The organism is Stenotrophomonas sp. CASM114 (genome assembly GCF_049384325.1).
GTDB classification, from domain to species: Bacteria; Pseudomonadota; Gammaproteobacteria; order Xanthomonadales; family Xanthomonadaceae; genus Stenotrophomonas; species Stenotrophomonas muris.
On the sequence record NZ_JBMRGJ010000027.1, the window covers coordinates 13617 to 39691 of the forward strand.

Genomic DNA, 26075 nt, shown 5'->3' on the forward strand with positions numbered 1-26075 from the left:
ACTCATCACCTTGGGGGATGCATGAAGTTCGTGCCTGTCATGTTGTCGAGCCTGCTGTTCGCTGCGGCCCAGGCGGCCGCGCAGGCGCCGTCCGAATGTCCTTCGCTGCCAGCCAGCAGTGGCCTGCAGTGGCAGCAGCAGGTGCAGGCCGATTTCCTGGTCTGCCGCGCCAGCACCCCTGATGGCCGCGAAGTACTGAGCCTGATGCTCAGCGCGCGTGACCCCGCCATTCCGCTGAGCCGCTCGCTGCGCCAGGAAAAAGGCAGCTTCGGCGGTGAATCGCTGTACTGGTACCAGCCCGACCTGGGCGGCCAGCAACCGCCGGGATATGCCGAACGGCGCATCAGCGTGGTCAAGATCGACAAAGGGCGTTATGCGCAGATTGCGCTGTATCCGGACAGCGCGCAGGAACTGAGCTCACTGCAGCAGCTGGCGCAGGGCATGAGCCTGACCCCTTCGGCCGTGGCCGCCGGGCGCTGAAGGTGACGGGATGACTGCCTGGCAGCATCCCCGCAATGCACCTCGATCGGCAGGTAGTGCCGGCCGCCGGCCGGCAAACCCTTCGGTCCTGATCAAAAGCAGGTGCCGGCCGGCGGCCGGCACTACCTCAGAACCTGCCTTCCTGGAAATCGACGAAGGCCTGCATCAGTTCCTGCCGCGTGTTCATCACGAACGGGCCGTGCCGCATCACCGGCTCGCGCAACGGACGGCCGGCCACCAGGATCAGCCGCGCGCCTTCGCTGCCAGCCGAAACATGCAGCTGTTCGCCGCCGCCCAGCACCGCCAGCTCCTGGCGCGCAACATCACGGGCGGCGTCCTGTTCACCCACCGTCAGTCCGCCTTCAAATACATAGGCAAAGGCGTTGTGGCCTTCCGGCAGCGTGTAAGTCCAGGCCCGGTCGGGCGCCAACGTGATGTCGAGATACAGCGGCTCGGTGGCCGGCTGCACGATCGGGCCGCGGGTGCCGTCGACCGAGCCGGCGATCACCTTCACTTCCACGCCGGCTGCCGGCTGCACCACGGGAATGCGCTCGGGCGCGAACTCCTGGTACTTCGGCTCGGTCATCTTCTCCTTCGCCGGCAGGTTCACCCACAGCTGGAATCCACGCATCTGCCCGCTTTCCTGCTCGGGCATCTCCGAGTGCACCAGGCCGCGGCCAGCGGTCATCCACTGCACGCTGCCCGGGGTCAACAGGCCTTCGTTGCCATGGTTGTCGCGATGCCGCATGCGTCCGTCGAGCATGTAGGTGACGGTCTCGAAACCGCGGTGCGGGTGTTCCGGGAAGCCGGCGATGTAGTCCTCGGCCCGGTCGGTGCCGAATTCATCGAGCAGCAGGAACGGGTCCAGGTCCGGCAGCGTCGGGCCGCCGATGACGCGGGTCAGGCGCACGCCGGCACCGTCGGAGGTGGGCATGCCACGGATGGTGCGCAGCACGCGGACCGGTTCGGGAAGGCTCATGGCGACTCCTGTGGGATGGATGCCCCTGAAGATGGACGCCACATGGCCGTACGCCAATGGATGGCACCGCAACCAATTGTTCCATCCCTGATGTTGGCTGCACGTCAGCGCCACCGTCGTACGACCAAAGTACTACCGCCGATTCGTCCTGTGCCAATTGACCCTGTCGTGGGCAAGCAGGACTCTTTGACTGTCTTTCCGGGAGAGAGCACCTCATGAAAGGGTTTTCCAAACTGGGCTGGGCGGCACTCGCCCTGCTCGGCGCATTCTGTCTGGGCACCGTCGCCCTGCGCCGCGGCGAGCACATCAACGCACTGTGGATCGTGGTGGCCGCGGTCTCGCTGTACCTGGTCGCCTACCGCTTCTACAGCCTGTTCATCGCCAACAAGGTGATGCAGCTGGATCCGACCCGGGCCACCCCGGCGGTGATCAACAACGATGGCCTGGACTACGTGCCGACCAACAAGCACGTGCTGTTCGGCCACCACTTCGCCGCCATTGCCGGCGCCGGCCCGCTGGTCGGCCCGGTGCTGGCCGCGCAGATGGGCTACCTGCCCGGCCTGCTGTGGCTGGTGGTGGGCGTGGTGCTGGCCGGTGCGGTGCAGGACTTCATGGTGCTGTTCCTGTCCAGCCGTCGCAACGGCCGCTCGCTGGGTGACCTGGTGCGCGAGGAGATGGGCCAGGTACCCGGCACCATCGCCCTGTTCGGTGCGTTCCTGATCATGATCATCATCCTGGCGGTGCTGGCGATGGTGGTGGTCAAGGCGCTGGCCGAAAGCCCGTGGGGCATGTTCACGGTGATCGCGACGATGCCCATCGCGATCCTGATGGGCGTGTACATGCGCTACATCCGCCCCGGCAGGATCGGCGAAATTTCGGTGGTTGGCCTGATCCTGCTGCTGGCCGCGATCTGGTACGGCGGCAAGGTCGCCGCCGACCCGGTGTGGGGCCCGGCATTCACCTTCACCGGTACCCAGATCACCTGGATGCTGATCGGCTACGGCTTCGTCGCCTCGGTGCTGCCGGTGTGGCTGCTGCTGGCCCCGCGCGACTACCTGTCGACCTTCCTCAAGATCGGCACCATCATCGCGCTGGCCATCGGCATCCTGGTGGTGATGCCGGAACTGAAGATGCCGGCACTGACCCAGTTCGCCGCCAGCGGTGATGGCCCGGTGTGGAAGGGCGGCATGTTCCCCTTCCTGTTCATCACCATCGCCTGCGGTGCGGTCTCGGGTTTCCACGCACTGATCTCCTCCGGCACCACGCCGAAGCTGCTGGCCAATGAAGCGCACATGCGCTACATCGGCTACGGCGGCATGCTGATGGAATCGTTCGTGGCGGTGATGGCGCTGGTGGCGGCCTCGATCATCGATCCGGGCATCTACTTCGCGATGAACAGCCCGGCCGCCGTGATCGGTGCCGATGCAGCCTCGGCGGCGCACTACATCACCAACACCTGGGGCTTCACCATCACCCCCGAGCAGTTGACCGCGACCGCGGCCGCCATCGGTGAACCCACCATCCTGCACCGCGCCGGTGGTGCACCGACGCTGGCGGTAGGCATAGCGCAGATCCTGCACGAAGCGATTCCCAGTGGCAGCGACGCGATGATGGCGTTCTGGTACCACTTCGCGATCCTGTTCGAAGCCTTGTTCATCCTGACCGCGGTGGACGCCGGTACCCGCGCCGGGCGCTTCATGCTGCAGGACCTGCTGGGCAACTTCGTGCCGGCCCTGAAGAAGACCGAGTCGTGGACCGCCAACATCATCGGTACCGCCGGCTGCGTGGCGCTGTGGGGCTACCTGCTCTACACCGGCGTGGTCGATCCGTTCGGCGGCATCCAGACGCTGTGGCCGCTGTTCGGCATCTCCAACCAGATGCTGGCTGGCATCGCGCTGATGCTGGGCACGGTGGTGCTGTTCAAGATGAAGCGTGACCGCTATGCGTGGGTCACTGCGGTACCGGCGGTGTGGCTGCTGATCTGCACCACCTACGCCGGCTTCATCAAGATCTTCGACAGCAACCCGGCGCAGGGTTTCCTGGCGCAGGCACACAAGTTCCAGGCCGCGCTCGCCAGCGATACGATCACTGCACCGGCCAAGTCGGTGGCGCAGATGAAGCAGATCGTGGTCAACGCCTACGTCAACACCGGCCTGACCGCGCTGTTCCTGCTGGTGGTCGGCGCGGTGCTGGTGTATTCGATCAAGACCATCCTGGCGGCACGCCGCAACCCGCAGCGCAGCGACCGCGAGACCCCGTACGTGGCGCTGAAGCCGCATGAAATGGTGGATCTGTGATGAGCACGCAACTGGTTCCCGCCGGCCAGTACCAGGCGCACCGCCGCATCTGGCGGCGCCTGGTGCAGACCGCACGACTGTGCTGCGGCATTCCTGACTACGACAACTACGTCCGGCACATGCTGGATAAGCACCCGGACCAGGAGCCGATGGACTACAAGACGTTCTTCCGCGAGCGCCAGGAAGCGCGTTACGGCGGACGCAACGGCGGGCGCTGCTGCTGAGGGCCAGGCCTGCCTTTCAGCAGGCAAAAGAAAGCCGAGCGCGGGCTCGGCTCTACACTGGCAGAGCGGGTTCGCGGCGCACGCCGCGAACCCGCAACAGGATCGTCCGGCCAGGACTCAGGCGCCGGCCATCCACTTCAGGATCAGGCCGGTGACATACGCCAGCCCGGTGCCGGTGGCATAGCCCACCGTACCCAGCAGCACGCCCACCGGGGCCAGCGTCGGATGGAAGGCTGCGGCCACCACGGGGGCCGAGGCGGCCGCGCCGATGTTGCCCTGCGAACCGATCGCGAAGAAGAACAGCGGCGCGCGCAGCAGCTTGGCTACCCCCCACAGCACCAGCACGTGCGTGGCCATCCAGATCGCGCCAAGCAGGAACAGCCACGGCCGATCCAGCAGCGACAGCAGGTTCATCTGCATGCCGATGCAGGCGATCAGGAAGTACAGGAACACCGTGCCCAGCCGCGAAGCGCCTGCGGCTTCCAGCCGGCGCGCACGGGTGAAGCTCAGGCCCAGGCCCATCGCCGTGGACAGCAGGATCACCCAGACGAACTGGCTGTCGAGGCTGAACTGGCTGGCCCAGCTGACATTGGCCTTGAACCAGCCCGACAACGGCGCGGCGATGGCATGGGCCAGGCCGACGCCACCCAATGCCACGCCAACGATCACCATCAGGTCGGTCATGCTGGGAATGCGCGCGTTCTGTGCCTCGTAGGCGCTGATGCGTGCCTTCATCTCGTCGATGGCGCGGGTGTCGGCACCGTTGCGGGTATCGATCTGCTGCGCGCGGTTGGCCAAAAACAGCAGGATCGCCATCCACAGGCTGGCGCAGGCCACGTCGACCACCGCGAACTGGCCAAAGGTGGTGGCATCGGTGCCGAACACCTCGCGCATGGCCACCATGTTGGCGCCGCCACCGATCCAGCTGCCGGCCAGCGCGGCCATGCCGGCCCAGGTATCACCGGCCACCGTTTCCGGATGGATCAGCTTCATCAGCTGGAACGAGACGATGGCGCCGAGCATGATGCCGGCGGTACCGGCACAGAACACGATCAGCAGCTTTGGGCCGAGCTTGATGACGCCTTTCAGGTCGATCGACAGTGTTAGCAGGACCAGCGCAGCGGGCAGCAGCACGTCGCGCGCGACCGGGTTGTAGAGCGAGGTGTTGTGGCCATCGATGACACCGGCGGTGTTGTAGATGGCGGGGATGAAGTAGCACAGCAGCAGTGCCGGCACCCAGGCGAAGATCTTCTTCAACAACGGGGTCGGACCACTGGCGGCCCAGAAGATCAGGGCCAGGGTGGCGGCAATCAGGCCCAGTCCAACGATGTCGTTGCTGATCAGGGCGGTAGCGGGTTCGGTCGGCATGGGATCCTCTGTCGATCGAAAGAGCGGAGAAAAAAAAGCGCCGCATGAAGCGGCGCAGGTCGAGATTAACATTGTCTTCACGCCTGGTCATGCTGCGCTGCTTGTCGCCTTCCCCTGCATTGACGACGATTGCGGCATCACCGTTGTGGAGCAGGCCCATGCAGCTTGGTGCGTTCTCTGTCAGCCTGTCCGTGAAGGACCTGGCCGCCTCCCGCGCGTTCCACGAAGCCCTCGGGTTCTCGGTCACCGGTGGCGATCCCACGCAGAACTGGCTGGTAATGCGCAGCAACGGCACGGTCATCGGGCTGTTCCAGGGCATGTTCGAGGGCAACCTGCTGACCTTCAACCCCGGCTGGGACCAGCACAGGCAGGAGCTGCCCCACTTCCAGGATGTGCGTGAACTGCAGGCGGAACTGGATGCCAAGGGCATCGAACTGGCAGTCCGCACTGACCCCGATGGCCAGGGGACCGGCTACCTGCAGCTGGCCGATCCCGACGGCAACGTGATCCTGATCGACCAGCACGTGGCGCGGCCGAACGGGCGGTAATGCGAACAGCCATTGCGTGGGTAGGCGTCGACCTTGGTCGACGGGCCGCATGCCAACCAAGGTTGGCATCTACCAGGACGGCCGGATCAGGCCGGGCGCGAGGCACTGAAATCGAGCGTGACACGCGTTCCGCGCGGCTCGCAGGGCTGCAGCTGCAGGGTCCAGCCCAGGTGCTCGCACAACCGCGCGATCAGGTCCAGGCCGATGCCGCCGCCACGATCGGCGCGTCCGCCACGGGCCATGCGCGCGTGGATGGCGGCAATCTCCTCCGGGCTCATGCCATGCCCTGGGTCCTGCAGCGTCAGCACCGCCGACGCACTCAGCTGCAGCTCGATATGGCCGCGGCCGCTGTTCTCGATGGCATTGCGCAGCAGGTTGCCGATCGCCGCCTGCACCACTGCCATCGGCGCAACGATATCCACCGGCGCCGCCTGGATGCCGATGCTCAGGTCCTTGTCACCGAGCAGGTGGCGATGGTCGTCGACGATCTCCGGCAGCAGCTGGTCCAGGGCGATGCGCTCGGCACGCGCGGCCAGGCGTGCCGGATCACGCGCCAGCACCAGCAGCAGCTCGATCAGCTGCTCCACACTCTGCGCTGTGCGCAACACCCGCTGCATCTGCTGGCGGGCGCGCTCGGGCAGGCCCGGTTGCTCCAGCGCGAGCTCGGCAGCACCGGTCATCACCGCGATCGGCGTGCGCAGTTCGTGGCTGGCGGTGCTGATGAAGACCCGCTCGCGCTCGACGAACTGCTCGTTGCGGTCCAGGTAGTCGTTCAACGCACCGGCGATGGTATGCAGCTCAGCGCTGCCGCGCGGATCGACCTCGATACGCTGGCCCTGCACGCCCGGCCGCAGCCCGGCAATGTGCTGTGCCAGCAGGCTCAACGGACGCACCATCCGCTCCATGCCGAACGACGCCATCAGCACGGTGACGAAGATCATGATCACCCCGGCCAGCATCACCCAGCGCGTGGCGAACTGTTCCAGGTCATGGAAATCGGAGATGTCCAGCGCCAGCGCCACCCGTCCCATCGACTGCGTTTCACGGACCATCACCGCCGTCTCGCGGCCCTTGACCATCACGCCGTCATGCAACCCAGGATGCAGGGAGCGCAGGCTCTCTGGCAGATTGACTGCGTCAAAGCGGTACAGGCTCAGCGTGTCCGAGTCCTGCCAGCGATAGTGAGGTTCGTGCTCGACATGCTCGACGATGCTGTCCAGTTCGGAATTGAGCAGCGCGCGCCACGCGGCGTGCTCGGCGTGTTCGTGCACGTAGTTGCCGACACTGAACACTGCAATCGACAGCAGTGCCAGGTACCCGAGCAACCACCACACCACCCGCCGGTACAGCGGCCCCGGCTTACGCGCCCTCATCAGCATTCCTGCCTGCGTCGGCAGCGTCCATCAGCGCCAACCGATAGCCCACCCGCGGCAGCGTATGGATCAGCTTGTCGGCAAACGGGCCGTCGACGCTGCGACGCAGCTCGTAGACATGCGAGCGCAGCAGATCGCCATCCGGTGGCTCGTCGCCCCACAGGGCGAACTCCAGCTGCTGGCGGGTGACCGCACCGGGGCTGGCGCGCATCAGCACTTCCAGCAGCTTGCGGCAGGCCGGGTACAGATGCAGCACCTGGCCACCACGCTGGGCTTCCAGGGTCGCCAGGTCCAGCACCAGGTCGCCCACCTGCAGGCGCTTGCGCGGATTGCGGCCCTGCGCGCGCAGCAGCAGCGCCTCCAGCCGCACTTCCAGCTCGGGCAGGGCGAACGGCTTGGTCAGGTAGTCGTCGGCACCGGCGCGGAAGCCGGCGATCTTGTCCGGCAGCTCGTCGCGCGCGGTCAGCATGATCACCGGCACCTCCGACGCGTGCTCGGCGCGCAGGCGACGCAGCACCTCCGGCCCCTCCATGCGCGGCAGCATCCAGTCCAGGATCACCGCATCGTAGGGGTGGCTGCCTGCCAGGTGCAGGCCGGTGATGCCATCCGGGGCCACGTCGAGCACGTGCCCGCGCGACTCGAAATAGTCGAACAGGTTGGCCACCAGCTGGCGGTTGTCCTCGATCACCAACAGACGCATGCACGAAAGATCCACGGAAGTTCGTACCATGGTAGCGCCGACCATGTCGGAATGCGGTCGCCCTGCGCCCGCTCCGACGCCTTTCCTACCCCAGCCACGTCAGAGTGGCGGTTTTGCTCCCGGAGCCTGCCGTGCCCGTAGCCCTGCCCCGCCGTTGGCGCCTGCCCCTGTTGTGGCTGCTGATCATCGCCGCGTTGGCCGCCGGTATCGGCCTGCGCCAGCCGCAGCCGCCGGACGAGCCGCGCTTCGTGCTGGCGGCCCGTACCATGGTCGAAAGTGGGGAATGGCTGCTGCCGCACCGGGGCGTGGAGCTGTACGCGGAGAAGCCGCCGGTCTTCATGTGGCTGCAGGCGGCCGCTTACGAGGTGGTCGGCAGCTGGCAATGGTCGTTCCTGCTGCCGTCGCTGCTGGGCGCCCTGCTCAGCCTGTGGCTGGTGTCGGACCTGGCACGGCGGCTGTGGTCACCCCGGCATTCCCTGTACGCCCTCGCGGCGCTGTTCTGCACCCTGCAGTTCGGCCTGATGGCCAAGCGCGCGCAGATCGACATGGTGCTGGTCGGCATGACCACGGTGGCCCTGTGGGGATTGATGCGCCACCTGTGCGAGCGCCGCAGCCTGCCCGCGCTGTGGCTGGCCGGTTTCGCCGCTGGCCTCGGCACGGTGACCAAGGGCGTGGGGTTCCTGCCGCTGCTGATGGTGCTGCCGTGGTTCGGCTGGTGGCTGTACCAGCGCCGCCGCGGGCGCAGCGTGGAGGGTCCGCACCCGGCAACGCTGCTGTGGCTGATCCCGGCCTTCCTGCTGGGCGTGGCGGTGTGGCTTGCCCCGCTGGGCTGGGCGTTGCTGCATGAGCCCAGCGCGTCCCTGCAGTCCTACGCCCACGAACTGCTATTCAAGCAGACCGGCACCCGCTACGCCAACGCCTGGCACCACCGCCAGCCGGTCTGGTACTACCTGCAGGTGATCCTGACCTTGTGGCTGCCGGGCAGCCTGTTGCTGCCGATGCTGTTCAAACCCTGGTGGCGCCGCATCCGCCGTGGTGACCGCCGGCAATGGCTGCTGCTGGGGTGGGCGCTGCTGGTGCTGGTGTTCTTCAGTGCCAGCCCCGGCAAGCGCGAGGTCTATGTGCTGCCAATGCTGCCGGCGATGGCGCTGGCGGTGGCCCCGCTGTTGCCTGGCCTGCTGCGACGGCTGTGCGTGCGGCGGTACCTGTTCGGCTACACCGTGGTGCTGATGCTGGCCACCGGCGTGCTCGGCGTGATGCTGATGACCGAGCATCCGTGGGCCCTGGCGCAGCTGGAACGGCGGGCGATGCCCGATTCGCTGCTGCCGGTGCTGGGAGATGGCCTGCTGACCTTTGCCATTGCCCTGGCCACGTTGATCGTGTGGCTGCGGGTGCGACGTGCCGCAACGCTGGTGTTGCTGACCCACGGCATGCTGTGGATGCTCTACGGCCTGGTGCTGATCCCGGCGCTGGATCCGTATGCATCAGCGTCGGCGGTGATGCGCCGGGTGGGCGCGCGGATCGGCCCGGATGCGGAGCTGGCACTGGTCGCCTGGCGCGAACAGAACCTGCTGCAGGCAGATCGGCCGGTGCGCGAGTTCGGCTTCAAGCGCCCGTGGGCCGAGCAGTGGCATGACGCCGGCCCGTGGCTGGCCGAGGCACCGGGCAAGCGCTGGGTGCTGGTGCTGGACGATGCCATGAGCCCCTGCGTGGACCCGGCCAAGGTGATCGACATCGGCATTGCCAACAGGAATCGTTGGCAACTGCTTCCCGGTACGGCCTGGGACCCGAAGTGCCACGCCGAGCGCACCGGATCGACCGCCGAAGAAGACTGAACGGTGACGCGCGCCGGGGACTCATTAACCCGGCGCGAACGGGCGTCCGACCCTTCTCCGACATCGAGGTGACGAGCATGAGCGCGGATTCCCGAACCGCCCCTTCCCAGCATGCCCGTTCGTCCCATTGATGCGGTTGCGCCGCTTGCGACATCACCACTGGCGTCAAGATTCGCCGTAACTCACTTCTGGCTGCCTGTCGCAATCGGTCTGCCCGTGTTTACGCTGCTGATGGGTTTCGGCGGTGATCAATGGGTGGCCGATCACCTGTTCCGCCTCGAAGGTGGCCACTGGGCGTTGCAGGACGCCTGGGTCACCCGCACGGTGGTGCACAAGGCCGGCAAGTGGCTGAGCACATCGGCGGCGCTGGTCGCGATCCTGTTGTGCGTGCACCACTGGCGCAAGGGGGGCGATCGCACCCTGCGATGGGCGCTGCTTTATGTCGTAATTGGCATGGCGCTGGGTACGGGCGTGATCTCCCTGCTGAAGACCCTGGTGCCGATGGAATGTCCCTGGGACCTGCTGCGCTACGGTGGCCATCAGCCCTATATCGGGCTTTTCACGCAGCGCCCGGCCGGCATGGCCGCACAGGCCTGCTTCCCTGCCGGCCACGCCAGCGCAGGTTATGCGTGGCTGTGCCTGTACTATTTCGCCCTGCTGTGGCGCCCGTCGTGGCGCTGGGCAGGCTTGTGGATCGGCCTCGGCACCGGCCTGCTGTTCGGCATCAGCCAGCAGCTGCGCGGCGCGCATTTCCTTTCGCATGACGTTGCCACCGCGTTGATATGTTGGCTGCTGTCACTCGGCCTGTACCTGATCGTCAAAGGCATCCTGATCCGCCGTCAGCTGGACCGTCCCAACCGCCAGGAGGCAAACGCATGAGTGCATCGGTCCAACGCCCCGCCCGCTCTTCTGCGCTGGCGGGTCTTCGCCACTGGCGGCCACAGCTGTCCACCGAAGCACTGATCGCGTTCACCAGCCTGTTCTTCGCGGTGGCCGGCAACGGCCTGTTCTGGCACAGCGCGATGGCCAGCCATCCGGGCAGCCTGCGCTACGCGCTGTCGCTGCTGCTGTTGCTGCTGGGTGCGCACGGCGTGCTGCTGGGCATCCTGGTCTGGCGCTGGAACGCCAAAGTGGTGATCAGCCTGCTGCTGCTGGTGACCGCATTCGCCGCACACTACATGAGCCGCTACCACATCTACCTGGATGCGGACATGCTGCGCAACGTGCTGGCGACCGACCCCAAGGAAAGCCGCGAGCTGATGACCGTATCGCTGCTGTGGCCGGTACTGCTGCTGGCAGTGCTGCCGATGGTGGTGCTGTGGCGCGTGCAGCTGCGCCGCCGCAGCTGGGGCCGCAGCCTGCTCTGGCGCGTCGGCTTCCTGGCGGTGGCGGCAGTGACGGCTGTCGGCGGCGCGTTGATCTCGTTCCAGGATGTCTCGGCACTGATGCGCAACCAGCGTGAAGTGCGCTATCTCGCGACACCGGCCAATGTCCTGTTGGGCATGCCGCGTGCATTGCGTGGCGACAATCCGGTGCAGCGCGCGCCGAAGCTGCCGATCGGCACCGATGCCAAGGCCACCCCGCGCGCGCCGGCCAGCAAGCCGCGCCTGCTGGTGATCGTCATGGGCGAGACCGTGCGTGCGCAGAACTGGGGGCTCAACGGTGGCCGCAACACCACCCCGGAACTGGCGCAGGCCAGCGTGATCAATTTCCCGGACATGCACTCGTGCGGCACCAGCACCGAGGTTTCGCTACCGTGCCTGTTCTCGCCATGGGGTCGTCACGACTACGACGAAAAGAAGATCCGTGCGCACCAGTCGCTGCTGCACGTCCTGGACCGCGCCGGCATCGTGCCGTTGTGGCGTGACAACCAGTCCGGCTGCAAGGGCGTGTGCGAGGGCCTGGACTTCCAGTCGCTGTCCGATGCCACCACGCCGGGCCTGTGCGCCGATGGCCGCTGCATGGATGAGATCCTGCTGCAGGACCTGGCCACCCAGGTGCGGGCCAGGCCCGGCGACCGGGTGGTGGTGCTGCATCAGCTGGGCAACCACGGACCGGCCTACTTCGAGCGCTATCCGCCCGCATTCCGCCGTTTCACCCCGACCTGCGATACCCGTGACATTGGCCGTTGCTCGCGCGAAGAGATCACCAACAGCTACGACAATGCCGTGCTGTACACCGATCACTTCCTGACAAAGACCATCGGCACGCTGCAGGGCATGCAGGATTACGACACGGCGATGATCTACCTGTCCGACCACGGCGAGTCGCTGGGCGAGAAGGGGCTGTTCCTGCATGGTGTGCCCTACGCCATCGCCCCGGCCGAGCAGACCCGGGTACCGATGACGATGTGGTTCTCGCCGGGCTTCGCCAGCAGCCGCGGGCTGGACCTGCAGTGCGTGCGCAAGCGTTCGGCGGCGTATACCGACCATGACAACCTGTTCCCGTCGGTGCTGGGCCTGATGCAGGTGAAGACCTCGCTGTACGAACGCGACCGCGACGTGTTCGCCAACTGCGAGAGTTGAGGGGTGTTCGGCAGGGCTTGCAGCCCTGCATCTGCGGTAGTGCCGGCCGCTGGCCGGCAGCCTCGACAGCAACAGCAACAGCGTGCATTCCGTGGGATGGCGGGGTGGGCCCGGTGGCGGGAGTGGCCGCGGCATCCATGCCGCGGACACTCCCGCCACCGGACCCACCCCGCCTTCGACAGTATTCCGCGATCTGTTGGAACGATCTTGGGGTCAGATCCGTTTTCCGGAGGAAAACGGATCTGACCCCATTTTGATTGTCGATATCTGACAGATGTGTCGACCAAGGTCGACACCTACCGACAGCACACGGAATCTGTCAGAGGTGGGGCGGTGTGGGCTTGCAGGACCGTTGGCGCCATGGATGGCGCCATCGAGCCCCCATGGATGGGTTTACGGCGTGTCCTGCAAGCCCACACCGCCGCGCCATCCCACAGATACCCCGCTGTTGCGGTTGCTTCGGCGGTTGCTGTTGCTTGTGCTCTGGCCTCTGCGGGTGCCGGGCGCCGCCCGGCCGACTTCCGCCACTTGCGGAGGCAGCGGCTGCCCACTAGCCTTCGGCCGTCGTTCACCACCCAAGGACCGCCCGTGAAACACCGTCATCTCCTGCTGGCCTCGGCAATCGCCGCCGCCACGCTGGCCCTGGCCGCCTGCAAGAAGGAAGCTGCCCCAGGCACCGATACCGCCAGCAGCAGCGCCCCGGCCGGCGAAACCGCCGACCAGTTCGTGGCCCGCATCAATGCCGAGTTCAAGGCCGCCTACCCGGAGATGACCTCGGCGCAGTGGCTGTCCTCCACCTACATCAACAGTGATTCGGAACGCATCGCGGCCAAGGCCAACGAGCGCTCGCTGACCCAGCTCAACAGCTGGATCGAACAGGCTGCGAAGTTCGACGGCAAGCCGATGAGCGAGGACAGCAAGCGCGCGATCCACCTGCTGAAGCTGATGTCGTCGATGCCGGCACCGCGCGACCCGGCCAAGCTGGCCGAGCTGACCCAGATCGCCACCCGCATGGAAGGCAGCTATGGCGCCGGCAGGTACTGCACCGATGCCAACGATCCGAACTCCTGCCGCCAGCTGGGCGAGCTGGAGCAGGTGCTGGCACGCAGCCGCGACTACGACAAGCAGCTCGACGCCTGGCAGGGCTGGCACAGCACCACCAAGAACATGCGCGGCGACTACCAGAAGTTCGTCGGCCTGGTGAACGAAGGCGCCAAGGGCATGGGCTTCACCGATGCCGGCCAGATGTGGCGCAGCGGCTATGACATGCCGCCGGAGCAGATCGGCCCGGAAACCGACCGCCTGTGGGAACAGGTCAAGCCGATGTACGAGCAGCTGCACTGCTACGCACGTGGCAAGCTGGACAAGACCTACGGCAAGGACAAGGCCGAAGTGGGCAACGGCCTGATCGCCGCGCACCTGCTGGGCAACATGTGGCAGCAGGACTGGTCGAACCTGTGGGACCAGCTGGAACCGTACCCGGGCGCCGGCAGCCTGGACATCACCGCGGCGCTGGAGAAGCAATACCAGACCAACCTGAGCGCGGCGCTGGCCAAGGCCGGCAAGGATGCCAACGTGGCCGCGCAGTACAAGGCGCAGCGCGAGGCCGAACTGCGCACCGCCAAGCAGATGACCGAACGCGCGCAGGACTTCTACGTGTCGCTGGGCATGCCGTCGCTGCCGCAGTCGTACTGGGAACGCACCCAGTTCATCAAGCCCGATGACCGCGACGTGGTCTGCCACGCCAGCGCCTGGGACATGAACATGGAAGGCGACGTGCGCACCAAGATGTGCATCAAGCCGAACGAAGAGAACTTCACCACCATCTACCACGAGCTGGGCCACATCTATTACGACCTGGCCTACAACCCGCTGCCGCCGCTGTTCCAGGGCGGTGCCAACGATGGGTTCCATGAAGCGATCGGCGACACCATCGTGCTGGCGATGACCCCCAAGTACCTCAGCTCGATCGGCCTGGTCGATGCGCCGACCGAAAGCCGCGAAGCGGTCATCAACAACCAGATGCGCATGGCGCTGTCGGGCGTGTCGTTCCTGCCGTTCGGGCTGATGATCGACCGCTGGCGCTGGGGTGTGTTCGATGGTTCGATCACCGCCGACAACTACAACAAGGCATGGTGGGACCTGAAGGCCAAGTACCAGGGCGTGGCGCCTGCCAGTACCCGTGGCGAGGAGTTCTTCGATCCGGGCGCGAAGTACCACGTGCCAGGCAACACCCCGTACACCCGCTACTTCCTGGCGCGCATCCTGCAGTTCCAGTTCTACAAGGGCCTGTGCGACGCGGCCGGCTACAAGGGCCCGCTGCATGAGTGCACCTTCTACGGCAACAAGGAAGCCGGCCAGAAATACTGGGCGATGCTGAGCAAGGGTGCCAGCCAGCCGTGGCAGGCCACGCTGAAGGAGCTGACCGGCACCGACAAGCTCGATGCCGGCCCGATGATCGAGTACTTCACGCCGGTCAACGAGTGGCTGAAGCAGCAGAACGAAGGCCAGATGTGCGGCTGGCAGGCCAACGCGGCCCCGGCGGCAAAATGAAAAAAGGGGCGGGTCCGCAAGGATCCGCCCCTTCCTGGTAGTGCCGGCCGCTGGCCGGCAACCACGCGATGAAGACCCCGCGGGCAGCCGGCCAGCGGCCGGCTCTACCGGAATGCCTGTCAGCTGTCCTTCTTCGCCGCCATCGCCGCGGCCAGGTCCGCCTTGAACTCCTCGAAGGTCTGGCCCTTCTCCTTCGCTTCGGCCTGTGCGGCGTCGCGCAGCGCATCGGAGTACATCAGGCGCACCGGCGTGCCGTTGCGCTCGTGCAGTTCACCGGCCTGCATGATCAGCGCCAGTACCTGCGCGGCGGAGTCACTGTGGCCGGCGATACGGCCGTCCATGCCCAGCACCCATTCGCCATCGCGGCGCACGACACCGGCCAGCAGGGTGCGCTGCGCGTCGCGCAGTTCCGCATGTGGCTCCACCGGCGAGGCCTGGGCAGCGGCCTTGTTGGCGGCCTGCTTTTCCTGGCGACGGCGCTGGTCGCGGCGGGTCTTGGAGCTGGTGGACATGGTGCGGTACCGCTGCGAAAGGGGGCGCAAGGATAGCGCACCCCACGCGCAGCACCGCTTCACGCGCGCTCGATCCAGCAAGGTCAGTCCAGCACCTTGCCGTGCCGCCAGTAACCCATGAAGGTGATCGTGCGGCGGTCCAGCCCGCACTCGCGGACCAGATGGCGACGGATCGCCATCACCGCTCCCGCCTCGCCTGCCACCCAGGCATACAGCGGCCCGGCCACGCTGGCATCGGCCTGTTCCCAGAGAATCTGCGCGTCAACGTCGATCTCTTCCAGTTCTTCGCCAGCGACCACGCTCGAGGCGGCCAGGCGCGCCTGCACCGCCTGCAACAGGGGCGCCCCGTACGCCGCCCGCCCGCGCGGCAGCCAGACAAGCTCGGCGGTAGCCGGCGCCTTCAGCGGCACGGCGTCGCCGGCCTGCGCCACTTCCAGCAGGGCCAGCGTACGTGGCGGATCCACCCTGGCCGCCAGTTCCTCAAGAATGCCGGCCACTGCCGGCAGCGCGGTCTCGTCAGCCACCAGCAGCACCTGGCCAACGCCGGCCGGCGGCTTCCATTCCCAGCCCTCGCTGCTGTCGGCGCAGTCGGCATCCGGGGCCAGCAGCACCACGCGGTCGCCCGGCCGTGCATGGATGGCCCATCGCGAGGCCGGCCCGGTCTCGCCATGCAGCACGAAATCAACATCGACCTCGCCCTGCTCTGCACGCAGCTGGCGGAGGGTGTAGGTGCGCATCGGCGGGCGCTGATCGTCCGGCAGGGCCCGGTAGCGCGGGTACCAGTCCTCGCCGCTGGGGACCTGCGGCGCCTCCTGGCCGGGCAAGGGGAAGAACACCTTGATGCGCTGGTCCGGCCCTCCGGTCGCCATCCGCGCCACGTCGGCACCGGTGAACACCATGCGGTCCAGGGAAGGGGAAAGAACGCGGCGCTCCTTCAGCGCCACCTCGAACAGGCGGTAGGTCTGCTGCGCAGCCATGGGGAACCTCATGCAACGACAGTGGATCGGCTGGCTGTCGTGCACCTGTGCACCGGCTGGCTGGAGTGCCCAGCCTAGTCCGGCGGTTTCCCGTCGCAAGCGTTGCGGGCGTCGTAGCCTGCCCTACCCCTGCGCGCTGCTCAGTGACCCGTGCAGGCTGCCTGCGCCGCGCGTTCGCGCCGGTGTTCCCAGTACCAGAACACGAAGCCGGCGCCGAAGAACCCAGCCTGGCCCAACGCCAGGTGCAGCGGGCTGGCGCTGAGCAGCGGCGACACCACGCCGGCCACCACGGTGCTGATCATCAGCTGCACGAAGGCCTGCAGCGACGAGGCCAGGCCGCGCTGGTGCGGGTACATGTCCAGCACCGCCAGCGCCAGGATCGGGAAGATCAGCGCCATGCCCATGCCACCCAGGAAGATCGGCAGCACCGCCCACGGCAGCACGAACTGCGGCGCCAGCGCCACGTAGCCGACGTTCAGCAGCACCGACAGCGCGCACAGGCCGAAACCAATGGATACCTGGCGGGTGGGCGTGGTGTGCCCGGCCATGCGCCCGGACAGGAACGAGCCGGTGGTCATGCCGCCGATGGTGGGGATGAACAGCCAGGCGAAGCCGCCCTCGCCCAGGTGCAGGTGCTGCATCACGAACACCGGCGCCGAGGAGATGTACAGGAAGATGCCGCCGAAACCGATGCTGCCGGCCAGCGCCAGGCGCAGGAAACGCGGATTGAAACCGATGCGCACGTAGTCACGCATCAGCACGCGCGGCGACAGCGGCACCCGTGCCTCGACCGGATGGGTTTCCGGCAGGTAGCGCGCGGTCGCTGCCAGCAGGACCAGTGCGAACACCACCAGGAACCAGAAGATCAGCGGCCAGCCCGCGCCACTGAGCAGGATCCAGCCACCGATGATCGGTGCGATGGCCGGGGCGATGCCGAACAGCATCGACACCTGGCTCATCAACCGCTGCGCGTCGTGGCCGTGGTACAGGTCGCGGATCACCGCGCGGCCGACGATCATGCCGACGCCCGCGGACAGGCCCTGCAGCGCGCGGAACGCCAGCAGCGTGGTCAGGTCGGTGGACAGCGCACAGCCGACCGAGGCGCCGACGAACACCACCAGGCCACCGAGGATCACCCGCTTGCGGCCCCAGGCATCGGACAGCGGGCCATGTGCCAGGCTCATCAGGCCGTAGAACAGCAGGTACACGCTGATGGTCTGCTGCACCGCCACCTCGTCCACCGCCAGGCGCTGGGCCAGCTGCGGGAACGCCGGGAAGATGGTGTCGATCGAGAACGGACCGAACATGGCCAGGCCGGCGAGCAGCAGGGCCATGCGGCGGGTGGAAGGAGCAACAGCGGCGGTCATGGAGAAGGCGTCCGGCAGGGCCATGCGCGGCACGCACGGCGGGCGCCAGTCCCCTGCAGCAGGGACGGCGCCAGATGAATTCGGGTATCCGCCCATCATAGGTGTGGATTGCGCCTGATGCCATGCAGCAGTGCACAAAACGCACGGGCGGGCCATCGGCCATTCAGGCGCCGCGGCCGGGCCCGCAGGCGGCTGGCGCGCCCGCAACGGGCTATAATCGGCGGGCAACACGGTGGGAGAAGCGGAACACCGCTGCCGAAGGCGCAACGCCCGTAATCGCTCAGGCCCGATACCACCCGTAACACAACTCTGGAGAGACCGGTTCGATCCGGCGCCGAAGGGGCACGAAGCCGCGGTTTTCCGCGCTTCCAAACTCTCAGGCAAAAGGACAGAGGGGCGCCCCGCAGACCGCCGACCGGCGGCTTGTGCCCGTGCGTGTGCCCTTTCCTGACGGATCCTTCGCCATGTCCCAGAACACCCCTTCCCTGCGTGAGCTCGAGCACCACAATGCGTTCGTCGAGCGCCACATCGGCCCCAACGATGCCGAGATCGCGCAGATGCTCGACGTCGTCGGCCACGCGTCGCTGGATGCGATGACCGATGCCATCGTACCGGCCAAGATCAAGTCGCCGGCGCCGCTGGCACTGCCGGAATCGATGACCGAAGTGCAGGCACTGGCGAAGATCCGTGCGATCGCCGACAAGAACACCGTGCTGCGCAGCTTCATCGGCCAGGGCTACTACGGTACCCACACGCCGAACGTGATCCTGCGCAACATCCTGGAAAACCCGGCCTGGTACACCGCCTACACCCCGTACCAGGCCGAGATCTCGCAGGGCCGCATGGAAGCGCTGATCAACTTCCAGACCCTGTGCGCCGACCTCACCGGCATGGAAATCGCCAACGCCTCGCTGCTGGACGAAGCCACCGCCGCAGCTGAAGCGATGACCCTGGCCAAGCGTTCGGCCAAGTCGAAGTCGGACACCTTCTTCGTGCACGACGCCGTGCACCCGCAGACCCTGGAACTGCTGCGTACCCGCGCCGAGCCCATGGGCATCGTGCTGCGCGTCGGCACCCCGGCCGAGGCACTGGAAGCAGAAGCCTTCGGCCTGCTGCTGCAGTACCCGGACACCTTCGGCCAGATCGGCGACTACAAGGCGCTGGTCGAGGCCGTGCACGCGCGCGGCGGCCTGGTGGCCGTGGCCACCGACCTGCTGGCGCTGACCCTGCTGGCCGCCCCGGGCGAATGGGGTGCGGACATCGTGGTCGGCAACAGCCAGCGTTTCGGCGTGCCGTTCGGCTTCGGCGGGCCGCACGCCGCATTCATGGCCTGCCGCGACGCCTACAAGCGCTCAATGCCGGGCCGCCTGATCGGCGTCTCGGTCGATGCCCAGGGCAACCCGGCCTACCGCCTGACCCTGCAGACCCGCGAGCAGCACATCCGCCGCGAGAAGGCCACCTCCAACATCTGTACCGCACAGGTGCTGCTGGCGGTGATGGCCTCGATGTATGCCGTGTACCACGGCCCGGAAGGCCTGACCCGCATCGCCCGGCGCACCCACCGCCTGGCCTCGATCCTGGCCGCCGCGCTGCGCGAGGCCGGCGTGCAGGTCGGTGGCGACTTCTTCGACACCCTGCATGTCACCGGCGTGCACGCCGATGAGATTCACGCCAAGGCCCGCGCCGCCGGTTACAACCTGCGTGCGATCGACAGCGACTCGGTCGGCATCAGCCTGGACGAGACCGCCACCCGCGCCGACGTGGTCGCACTGGCCGCCGTGTTCGGTGCGCAGGCCGACGTCGACGCGCTGGATGCCAGCACCGCCGATGCGCTGCCGGCCGGCCTGCTGCGCCAGTCCGCATTCCTGACCCATCCGGTGTTCAACACCCACCACAGCGAGCACGAACTGCTGCGCTACCTGCGCTCGCTGGCCGACAAGGACCTGGCGATGGACCGCACGATGATCCCGCTGGGCTCGTGCACCATGAAGCTCAACGCCACCGCCGAGATGATCCCGGTGACCTGGCCGGAGTTCTCGCAGATCCACCCGCTGGTGCCGGCCGACCAGGCGCTGGGCTACAAGGAACTCATCGACACGCTGGAAGCGATGCTGGTGGAATGCACCGGCTATGACGCGGTCAGCCTGCAGCCGAACTCCGGCGCGCAGGGCGAGTACGCCGGCCTGCTGGCGATCCGCGCCTACCACCGCTCGCGCGGCGAAGGCCACCGCGACATCTGCCTGATCCCGGATTCGGCGCACGGCACCAACCCGGCCTCGGCGCAGATGTGCGGCATGAAGGTGGTGGTGACCAAGACCGATGCCAACGGCAACGTCGACGTCGAGGACATCCGCCTCAACGCCGAGAAGTACAGCGACCGCCTGGCCGCGATCATGATGACCTACCCGTCCACGCACGGCGTGTTCGAGGAAGAGGTGGTGGAGATCTGCGAGATCATCCACAAGCACGGCGGCCAGGTGTACACCGACGGTGCCAACATGAATGCCCTGGTCGGCGTGGCCAAGCCGGGCAAGTGGGGGTCGGACGTTTCGCACCTGAATCTGCACAAGACCTTCTGCATCCCGCACGGCGGTGGCGGCCCGGGCGTCGGCCCGTGCGCGGTCAAGGAGCACCTGGCCCCGTTCCTGCCGGGCAAGCTGGGTGACAACGGCCCGGTCGGCATGGTCAGCGCGGCCAGCTTCGGCAGCGCCTCGATCCTGCCGATCAGCTGGATGTACATCGCGATGATGGGCCGCGACGGCCTGCGCAAGGCCACCCAGGTCGCGCAGCTCAACGCCAACTACATCGCCAAGCGCCTGGCCCCGCACTTCAAGACCCTGTACACCGGCCGCAACGGCCTGGTGGCGCACGAGTGCATCCTGGACGTGCGCCCGCTGGAGAAGACCAGCGGCATCGGTGCCGAGGACGTGGCCAAGCGCCTGATCGACTTCGGCTTCCACGCCCCGACCCTGAGCTTCCCGGTGGCCGGCACGCTGATGGTGGAGCCGACCGAGAGCGAATCGCTGCACGAACTGGATCGCTTCATCAACGCGATGATCCAGATCCGCGAGGAGATCACCGCGATCGAAGACGGCCGCCTGGACCGCGAGGACAACCCGCTGAAGAACGCGCCGCACACTGCCACCGCAGTGACCGCCAGCGAGTGGACCCACGCCTACCCGCGCGAACTGGCCGCCTTCCCGCTGGCCAGCCTGAAGCAGAGCAAATACTGGCCGCCGGTGGCGCGTGTCGACAATGTGTACGGCGACAAGAACGTGATGTGCGCCTGCATCCCGGTCGATGCCTACAAGGATGATGAAGTCGAGGCGTGATTCCTCACTGCATCGGTAAAGAAAACGGCCCGCGCAAGCGGGCCGTTTTCATGGGGCGTGTGGACCAAGGCCCACACCCACAAGCATCCGATCACGGGTCCGGCATCTGCCCCAGGCTCAACTGCCACGACACGCCAAAGCGGTCCTGCACCCAGCCGTAGCGATTGCTGAAGTCATAGTCGCCCACCGGCATCAACCAATGGCCGCCCTCACCCAGCACGCGTGCCGCGCGCTCGAACTGCTCGGCACCGGAACACTCGACGAACAGCGAGATCGACGGCGAGAAGGTGAAATCGTGCACGTCCAGGCTGTCGAAGCACAGGTAGTGGGTGCCACCGAGCAGGAAGATGGCCTGGCGGACCTGCCCCGGCACGCCGGCGCCGGCCCCCTCGGGATGGCGTTGCAGGGCCAGCAGCCGGAAATCGGCAAAGGCTTCGGCGTACAGGGCCAGCGCGGCCTCGGCCTGGCCGGTGAACATCAGGAAGGGACGGCTGCGCAGCATGCGGTACTCCTGGTCGACGGGCCGATGACGGCCCACGCGATCAGGATGGCACGGCAGATGTGCAGCCCCCGTGGTAGTGCCGGCCGCGGGCCGGCAACCCCCATCAAGCCTCGCGCATGCGCCGGGCGATGGCGCTGCCGGCGGCGATCGTGGCGGTCAACGCCACCATCGACAGGAACTGCAGGCGGGTGTGCGACTCACTCAGCAGCAGGCCGAAGATCAGCGCAAGGATCGCCAGTGCACAGCAGGTCAGCCACGGGAAACCGGCCATGCGGAACGGCAGTCGGGTACCCAGACGATCCGCGCGACGACGCAGCACCAGCTGCGAGACCAGCGACAGCGTCCACACCAGCAGGCAGGTGGAACCGACGATGTTCAGCAGCACTGGCAGCACCCGGTCCGGGAACAGCAGTTCCATCACCGTGGCGGCAAAGCCGAACAGCACGCTGGCCAGCACGGCGATCACCGGCACCTGGCGCGGGTCGGTCCAGCCAAGCACGGCCGGCGCTTCGCGACGCTGCGCCAGCGAATACATCATGCGCGAGGCGCCGTAGAGGTTGGCATTGAGCGCCGACAGCAGCGCGATCACGGCGATCAGCGTGATGGCGGTACCAGCGCCCGGGATGCGGGCGATGTCCAGCACGGCGGCGAACGGCGACTTCAGCGCCTCGCTGGTCCACGGCACCACGGCGATGATCACGCTCAGCGAGCCGATGTAGAACACCAGGATGCGCCAGGCCACGGTGCGGATGGCACGGGCAATGCTGCGCTCGGGGTCTTCGGTTTCGGCCGCCGCCACGGCCACGATCTCGGTGCCGCCGAAGGCGAACACCACCACCAGCAGCGCCGCGCCGATCCCGGCCAGGCCCTTCGGCGCAAAGCCACCGTGTTCGGTGAAGTTGCTCAGGCCCGGGGAGGTCACCTGCGGCAGCCATCCCATCAGCAGCGCCACGCCAATGGCGATGAACGCCAGGATCGCCGCGACCTTGAGGATGGCGAACCAGAATTCGAACTCGCCGAAGTTCTTCACTCCGAGCAGGTTGATCGCGGTGAAGAACAGCATGAACGCCAACGCCGCCATCGGTACCGGTATCGCCGGCCAGACCGTGGCCAGCAGCCCGGCCGCACCCACTGCTTCGGCGGCGATCACGATCACCAGCTGCACCCACCACAGCCAGCCCACGGTGGCACCGGCGGTAGCCCCCATGGCGTCGGCTGCATACACCGAGAACGCGCCGCTGGTCGGTTTGGCCGCCGCCATCTCGCCCAGAGCGTTCATCACGATGATCACCAGCGCTCCGGCGACCAGATACGACACCAGGACCGCCGGACCGGCCGCCTGCACACCCACGCCCGAGCCGAGGAACAGCCCGGCGCCGATGGCGCTGCCCAGGCCCATCATGATCAGCTGGCGGGGCTTGAGCGAATGTCCGAGGCGGGACGGCGAAGCGGTCGGAATCGAGTTGGGCATCGGCGGGGCTGGCGGCGGGCTACAGGGGCGACACCTTACCCTGTCCCGTGCCCACGGGGATAGGCACAGCGCAGCAGGCCGCTCAGGCCAGCGCCGGCTCGCCGACGTTCCCACCGATACGGGCACGATAGGCACGCGGCGAGAAACCGGTTTCAGCCTTGAACTTGCGGGTGAAGGCACTCTGGTCGCTGAAACCGCAGGCCTGGCCGATGCAGGCGATGCTGTCGTCGCCATGCAGCAGATGCATGGCCATCTGGATCCGCAGCCGGGTCAGCACCTGCTGCGGGGTCATCTGGAACACCTTGCGGAAGCTGCGCTCCAGCTTGGACAGCGAAAAGCCGGTGATGTCCAGCAGGGTCTGCATGCGCACGTTCTCGGCGTAGTGCGCGTTGAGGTGGGCCAGCGCCAGCCGCAGCTGCTCGTACTGGGTGCCGAGGCTGTCCTTCTGGCCAAGGTCGCGCGAAATGCCGATCAGGCCCTCGATGGCCCCGTCGACCACCAGCGGGCGCTTGCAGGTCAGGCACCAGCCCGGTTCGCGGTTGGCGAACAGGTGCAGCTCCATCAGGTTCTCGATCACCTCACCGGACAGCACGCGGGCGTCCTGGTCAACGTAGTCCGCACTGAGGCCGGTCGGGTAGATTTCGGCCGCCGTACGCCCGATCACGTCCTTGCGCGCGCGCAGACCCAGCCGCCGCAGCATGGTCTGGTTGACGTGGGTGTAACGCCCCTGGCGGTCCTTGATGAAGAACAGCACATCCGGGATGGCGTCGAACAGGGCTTCGATGTCGGCGGGCTCGACTCGCATGGAACAAGCATACCCGAGCCTGCTTTTGCCTGTACGTTCACCTTTGCCGGACCTCGGTTTAACGGGCCCGGTTCCAGTGTCGTGGTTCTCTTTGAGCATCCGGAGCCAACGTCAATGGCCGCCAGCAAGCCGACCGGCAAGCGCGCAACCACCCACGCCGAGAACCACCACCGCGGCAACGGCGATGAACTGCACCAGCAGGCCGGGGGCAGTCATCCGGCGATGACCACCGACCAGGGCATTCCGGTGGCGGACAACCAGAACTCCCTGCGCCAGGGACCTCGGGGGCCTACGCTGCTGGAGGACTTCATCCTGCGCGAGAAGATCACCCACTTCGACCATGAGCGCATTCCCGAGCGCATCGTGCACGCCCGCGGCAGCGCTGCGCATGGCTACTTCGAGCTGACCCGATCACTGGCAGCCCATACCCGCGCGCGCATCCTGACCGAGGTCGGCGTGAAGACGCCGGTATTCACCCGCTTCTCGACCGTGGCCGGTGGCGCAGGCTCGGTGGATACCCCGCGCGACGTGCGCGGCTTTGCGGTCAAGTTCTACACCAAGGAGGGCAACTGGGATCTGGTCGGCAACAACATCCCGGTGTTCTTCATCCAGGACGCGATGAAGTTTCCGGATCTGGTGCACGCAGTGAAGATGGAACCGGACCGCGCCTTCCCGCAGGCCGCGTCGGCCCACGACACGTTCTGGGACTTCATTTCGCTGATGCCCGAATCGATGCACATGATCATGTGGGCGATGAGCGACCGGGCCATCCCGCGTTCGCTGCGGATGATCGAAGGCTTCGGTGTGCACAGCTTCCGCCTGCTGAACGATGCCGGCGAGTCGACGTTCGTCAAGTTCCACTGGCGGCCCAAGCTGGGCATTCAGTCCACGGTCTGGGACGAAGCGTTGAAACTGCAATCGGCCGACAATGACTTCCATCGCCGCGACCTGTTCGAGGCCATCCAGCGCGGCGACTTTCCCGAATGGGAGCTGGCGGTGCAGCTGTTCACCGAAGAAGACGCCGACGCATTCCCGTTCGACCACCTGGATCCAACCAAGATCATTCCCGAATCGCTGGTGCCGTTGCAGGTGATCGGGCGCATGGTACTGGACCGCTGGCCCGACAACTTCTTCGCAGAGACCGAGCAGGTGGCGTTCTGCCCGGCCAACGTGCCGCCCGGCATCGACTTCAGCAACGACCCGCTGCTGCAGGGCCGCCTGTTCTCCTACCTGGACACCCAGCTGCTGCGCCTGGGCGGCCCGAACTTCCACCAGATCCCGGTGAATGCACCGAAGTGTCCGTTTGCCAATCATCAGCGCGACGGCCACATGCAGATGCAGGTGCCCAAGGGCCGCGTCGCCTACGATCCCAGCTCGCTGCAGGACGACACCCCGCGCGAGACGCCTGCCGGATTCCGCAGCCATGCCAGCGCCGACGATGGCCGCAAGGGCCGCACCCGCGCGGAGAGTTTCGCCGACCACTACAGCCAGGCCCGGATGTTCTTCCGCAGCCTGGAAAAGCCGGAGCAGGCGCACCTGGCATCGGCGCTGGTGTTCGAGTTGTCCAAGGTGGAAACGCTGAAGGTGCGGGTGCGCACCGTCAGCCACCTGCGCAACATCGATGACGCGCTGGCGCAGCGCGTGGCCGATGGCCTGGCCTTGCCTGCGCTGCCCGACCCGGCCCCAACCGCCACGCCGGTGCTGGACATGCCACCCGCTCCCGAGGTGCGCGTGATCGGGCGTAACAAGCCCACCCTGCAGGGTCGCTGCATCGGCATCCTGTTCGACGAAGGCTCCGACGCGCGCGTGATTGCCAGCCTGAGCAAGGCCGTCCGGAAGGCAGGTGCAGACGTGAAGCTTGTCGCGCCAAAAGTGGGAGGCGCCACGCTGAGCGATGGCGCATTGCAGGCGGCAGATGGGCAGCTGGCGGGCACCCCGTCAGCCGTGTTCGATGCAGTAGCCGTGGTGCTCAGCCTTGAAGCCGCGAAGGCCTTGTCGAAAGAGAGTGCAGCCGTCGAATTCGTCAGCCAGGCGTGGGCACACCTGAAGGCCATCGCCAGCGACGCGGGCGGCCAGGTGCTGCTGAAGGCGGCGCGCGTCGGCAACGACCCCGGCATCGTCGAAGCAGAAGACGCCAAGGCATTCCTGGCGGCGGCCGCCACCCGCCAGTGGGCGCGCGAGCCCAAGCTGCGCCTGCTGGCCTGACCACAACGACAGGAGAATCGTC

Annotated in this window: 20 protein-coding genes and 1 riboswitch; of the genes, 10 read left to right on the forward strand and 10 right to left on the reverse strand. The window is 66.9% G+C overall.

From position 1 onward, the window contains the following. The first annotated feature begins 21 nt into the window (after positions 1–21). A complete protein-coding gene (locus VG566_RS18505) occupies positions 22–480 on the forward strand; it encodes a hypothetical protein (protein ID WP_049441929.1) in 459 nt (152 codons plus the stop codon). Positions 481–607: 127 nt separating this feature from the next. Here the strand turns inward: VG566_RS18505 and VG566_RS18510 are convergent, their stop codons facing one another. Beyond that, the gene (locus tag VG566_RS18510) at positions 608–1459 is read right to left on the reverse strand and encodes a pirin family protein (protein WP_014648005.1); all 852 of its coding nucleotides are present in this window, start codon (positions 1457–1459) and stop codon (positions 608–610) included. 215 nt (positions 1460–1674) lie between these two features. Between VG566_RS18510 and VG566_RS18515 the strand changes: the two genes are divergently transcribed. Both VG566_RS18515 and VG566_RS18520 read left to right on the forward strand, forming a co-directional pair. Continuing rightward, complete coding sequence (locus tag VG566_RS18515; RefSeq protein ID WP_014648006.1) at positions 1675–3756, forward strand: carbon starvation CstA family protein; 2082 nt, start codon at positions 1675–1677, stop codon at positions 3754–3756. Further along, positions 3756–3980, forward strand: coding sequence for a YbdD/YjiX family protein (locus tag VG566_RS18520; protein ID WP_032958992.1), 225 nt, complete (start codon positions 3756–3758; stop codon positions 3978–3980). The genes VG566_RS18515 and VG566_RS18520 overlap by 1 nt, the downstream gene beginning before the upstream one ends. A 117-nt stretch (positions 3981–4097) precedes the next feature. Here the strand turns inward: VG566_RS18520 and VG566_RS18525 are convergent, their stop codons facing one another. Continuing rightward, positions 4098–5348, reverse strand: coding sequence for a DUF819 domain-containing protein (locus VG566_RS18525; RefSeq protein WP_053496043.1), 1251 nt, complete (start codon positions 5346–5348; stop codon positions 4098–4100). A gap of 158 nt (positions 5349–5506) precedes the next feature. Here VG566_RS18525 and VG566_RS18530 point away from each other — a divergent pair, with 158 nt between their 5' ends. Continuing rightward, complete coding sequence (locus VG566_RS18530; RefSeq protein WP_014648009.1) at positions 5507–5896, forward strand: VOC family protein; 390 nt, start codon at positions 5507–5509, stop codon at positions 5894–5896. A gap of 86 nt (positions 5897–5982) precedes the next feature. Here VG566_RS18530 and VG566_RS18535 read toward each other — a convergent pair whose 3' ends face one another. Both VG566_RS18535 and VG566_RS18540 read right to left on the reverse strand, forming a co-directional pair. Then, on the reverse strand, positions 5983–7269 hold the full coding sequence (locus VG566_RS18535; RefSeq protein ID WP_014648010.1) for a sensor histidine kinase: 1287 nt from the start codon (positions 7267–7269) through the stop codon (positions 5983–5985). After that, positions 7256–7969, reverse strand: coding sequence for a response regulator transcription factor (locus tag VG566_RS18540; protein WP_014648011.1), 714 nt, complete (start codon positions 7967–7969; stop codon positions 7256–7258). Before VG566_RS18540 ends, VG566_RS18535 begins: the two co-directional genes overlap by 14 nt. A 131-nt stretch (positions 7970–8100) precedes the next feature. On the opposite strand from VG566_RS18540, the gene VG566_RS18545 reads away from it, so the two are divergent. The 4 genes from VG566_RS18545 to VG566_RS18560 all read left to right on the forward strand — a co-directional run bounded on the left by VG566_RS18545 (position 8101) and on the right by VG566_RS18560 (position 14882). After that, positions 8101–9804 carry an ArnT family glycosyltransferase gene (locus tag VG566_RS18545; protein ID WP_241884310.1) on the forward strand — a complete coding sequence of 568 codons (1704 nt, stop codon included), beginning with the start codon at positions 8101–8103 and terminating at the stop codon, positions 9802–9804. A gap of 111 nt (positions 9805–9915) precedes the next feature. Then, complete coding sequence (locus VG566_RS18550) at positions 9916–10683, forward strand: phosphatase PAP2 family protein (protein WP_164111280.1); 768 nt, start codon at positions 9916–9918, stop codon at positions 10681–10683. Continuing rightward, on the forward strand, positions 10680–12329 hold the full coding sequence (locus VG566_RS18555) for a phosphoethanolamine--lipid A transferase (RefSeq protein ID WP_241884309.1): 1650 nt from the start codon (positions 10680–10682) through the stop codon (positions 12327–12329). The genes VG566_RS18550 and VG566_RS18555 overlap by 4 nt, the downstream gene beginning before the upstream one ends. Positions 12330–12917: 588 nt before the next feature. Then, positions 12918–14882 carry a M2 family metallopeptidase gene (locus tag VG566_RS18560; RefSeq protein ID WP_241884308.1) on the forward strand — a complete coding sequence of 655 codons (1965 nt, stop codon included), beginning with the start codon at positions 12918–12920 and terminating at the stop codon, positions 14880–14882. A 119-nt stretch (positions 14883–15001) separates the two neighbouring features. On the opposite strand, the gene VG566_RS18565 is transcribed toward VG566_RS18560, so the two are convergent. The 3 genes from VG566_RS18565 to VG566_RS18575 all read right to left on the reverse strand — a co-directional run bounded on the left by VG566_RS18565 (position 15002) and on the right by VG566_RS18575 (position 17738). After that, entirely contained in the window at positions 15002–15394 is a 393-nt protein-coding gene (locus VG566_RS18565) for a hypothetical protein (protein ID WP_014648016.1), read from the reverse strand. Between the two features lie 83 nt (positions 15395–15477). Further along, positions 15478–16371, reverse strand: coding sequence for a siderophore-interacting protein (locus tag VG566_RS18570; RefSeq protein WP_241884307.1), 894 nt, complete (start codon positions 16369–16371; stop codon positions 15478–15480). A gap of 140 nt (positions 16372–16511) precedes the next feature. After that, positions 16512–17738, reverse strand: a complete 1227-nt coding sequence (locus VG566_RS18575) for a multidrug effflux MFS transporter (RefSeq protein WP_241884306.1) — start codon at positions 17736–17738, stop codon at positions 16512–16514. Between the two features lie 299 nt (positions 17739–18037). Then, positions 18038–18140, forward strand: a riboswitch (glycine riboswitch). A gap of 62 nt (positions 18141–18202) precedes the next feature. Here VG566_RS18575 and gcvP point away from each other — a divergent pair. Continuing rightward, on the forward strand, positions 18203–21070 hold the full coding sequence (gene gcvP / locus VG566_RS18580) for an aminomethyl-transferring glycine dehydrogenase (protein WP_032960028.1): 2868 nt from the start codon (positions 18203–18205) through the stop codon (positions 21068–21070). Positions 21071–21161: 91 nt separating this feature from the next. Here the strand turns inward: gcvP and VG566_RS18585 are convergent, their stop codons facing one another. From VG566_RS18585 to VG566_RS18595, 3 genes are all read right to left on the reverse strand, one after another. Beyond that, positions 21162–21572: a VOC family protein gene (locus tag VG566_RS18585; protein WP_005418291.1), complete on the reverse strand. Its 411-nt coding sequence runs from the start codon at positions 21570–21572 to the stop codon at positions 21162–21164. 103 nt (positions 21573–21675) lie between these two features. Next, positions 21676–23043, reverse strand: a complete 1368-nt coding sequence (locus VG566_RS18590; RefSeq protein WP_134967145.1) for an amino acid permease — start codon at positions 23041–23043, stop codon at positions 21676–21678. Between the two features lie 82 nt (positions 23044–23125). Continuing rightward, on the reverse strand, positions 23126–23848 hold the full coding sequence (locus tag VG566_RS18595) for an AraC family transcriptional regulator (RefSeq protein WP_014038112.1): 723 nt from the start codon (positions 23846–23848) through the stop codon (positions 23126–23128). 114 nt (positions 23849–23962) lie between these two features. On the opposite strand from VG566_RS18595, the gene VG566_RS18600 reads away from it, so the two are divergent. Further along, positions 23963–26053, forward strand: a complete 2091-nt coding sequence (locus VG566_RS18600) for a catalase (protein ID WP_241884305.1) — start codon at positions 23963–23965, stop codon at positions 26051–26053. The last annotated feature ends 22 nt before the right edge of the window (positions 26054–26075 follow it).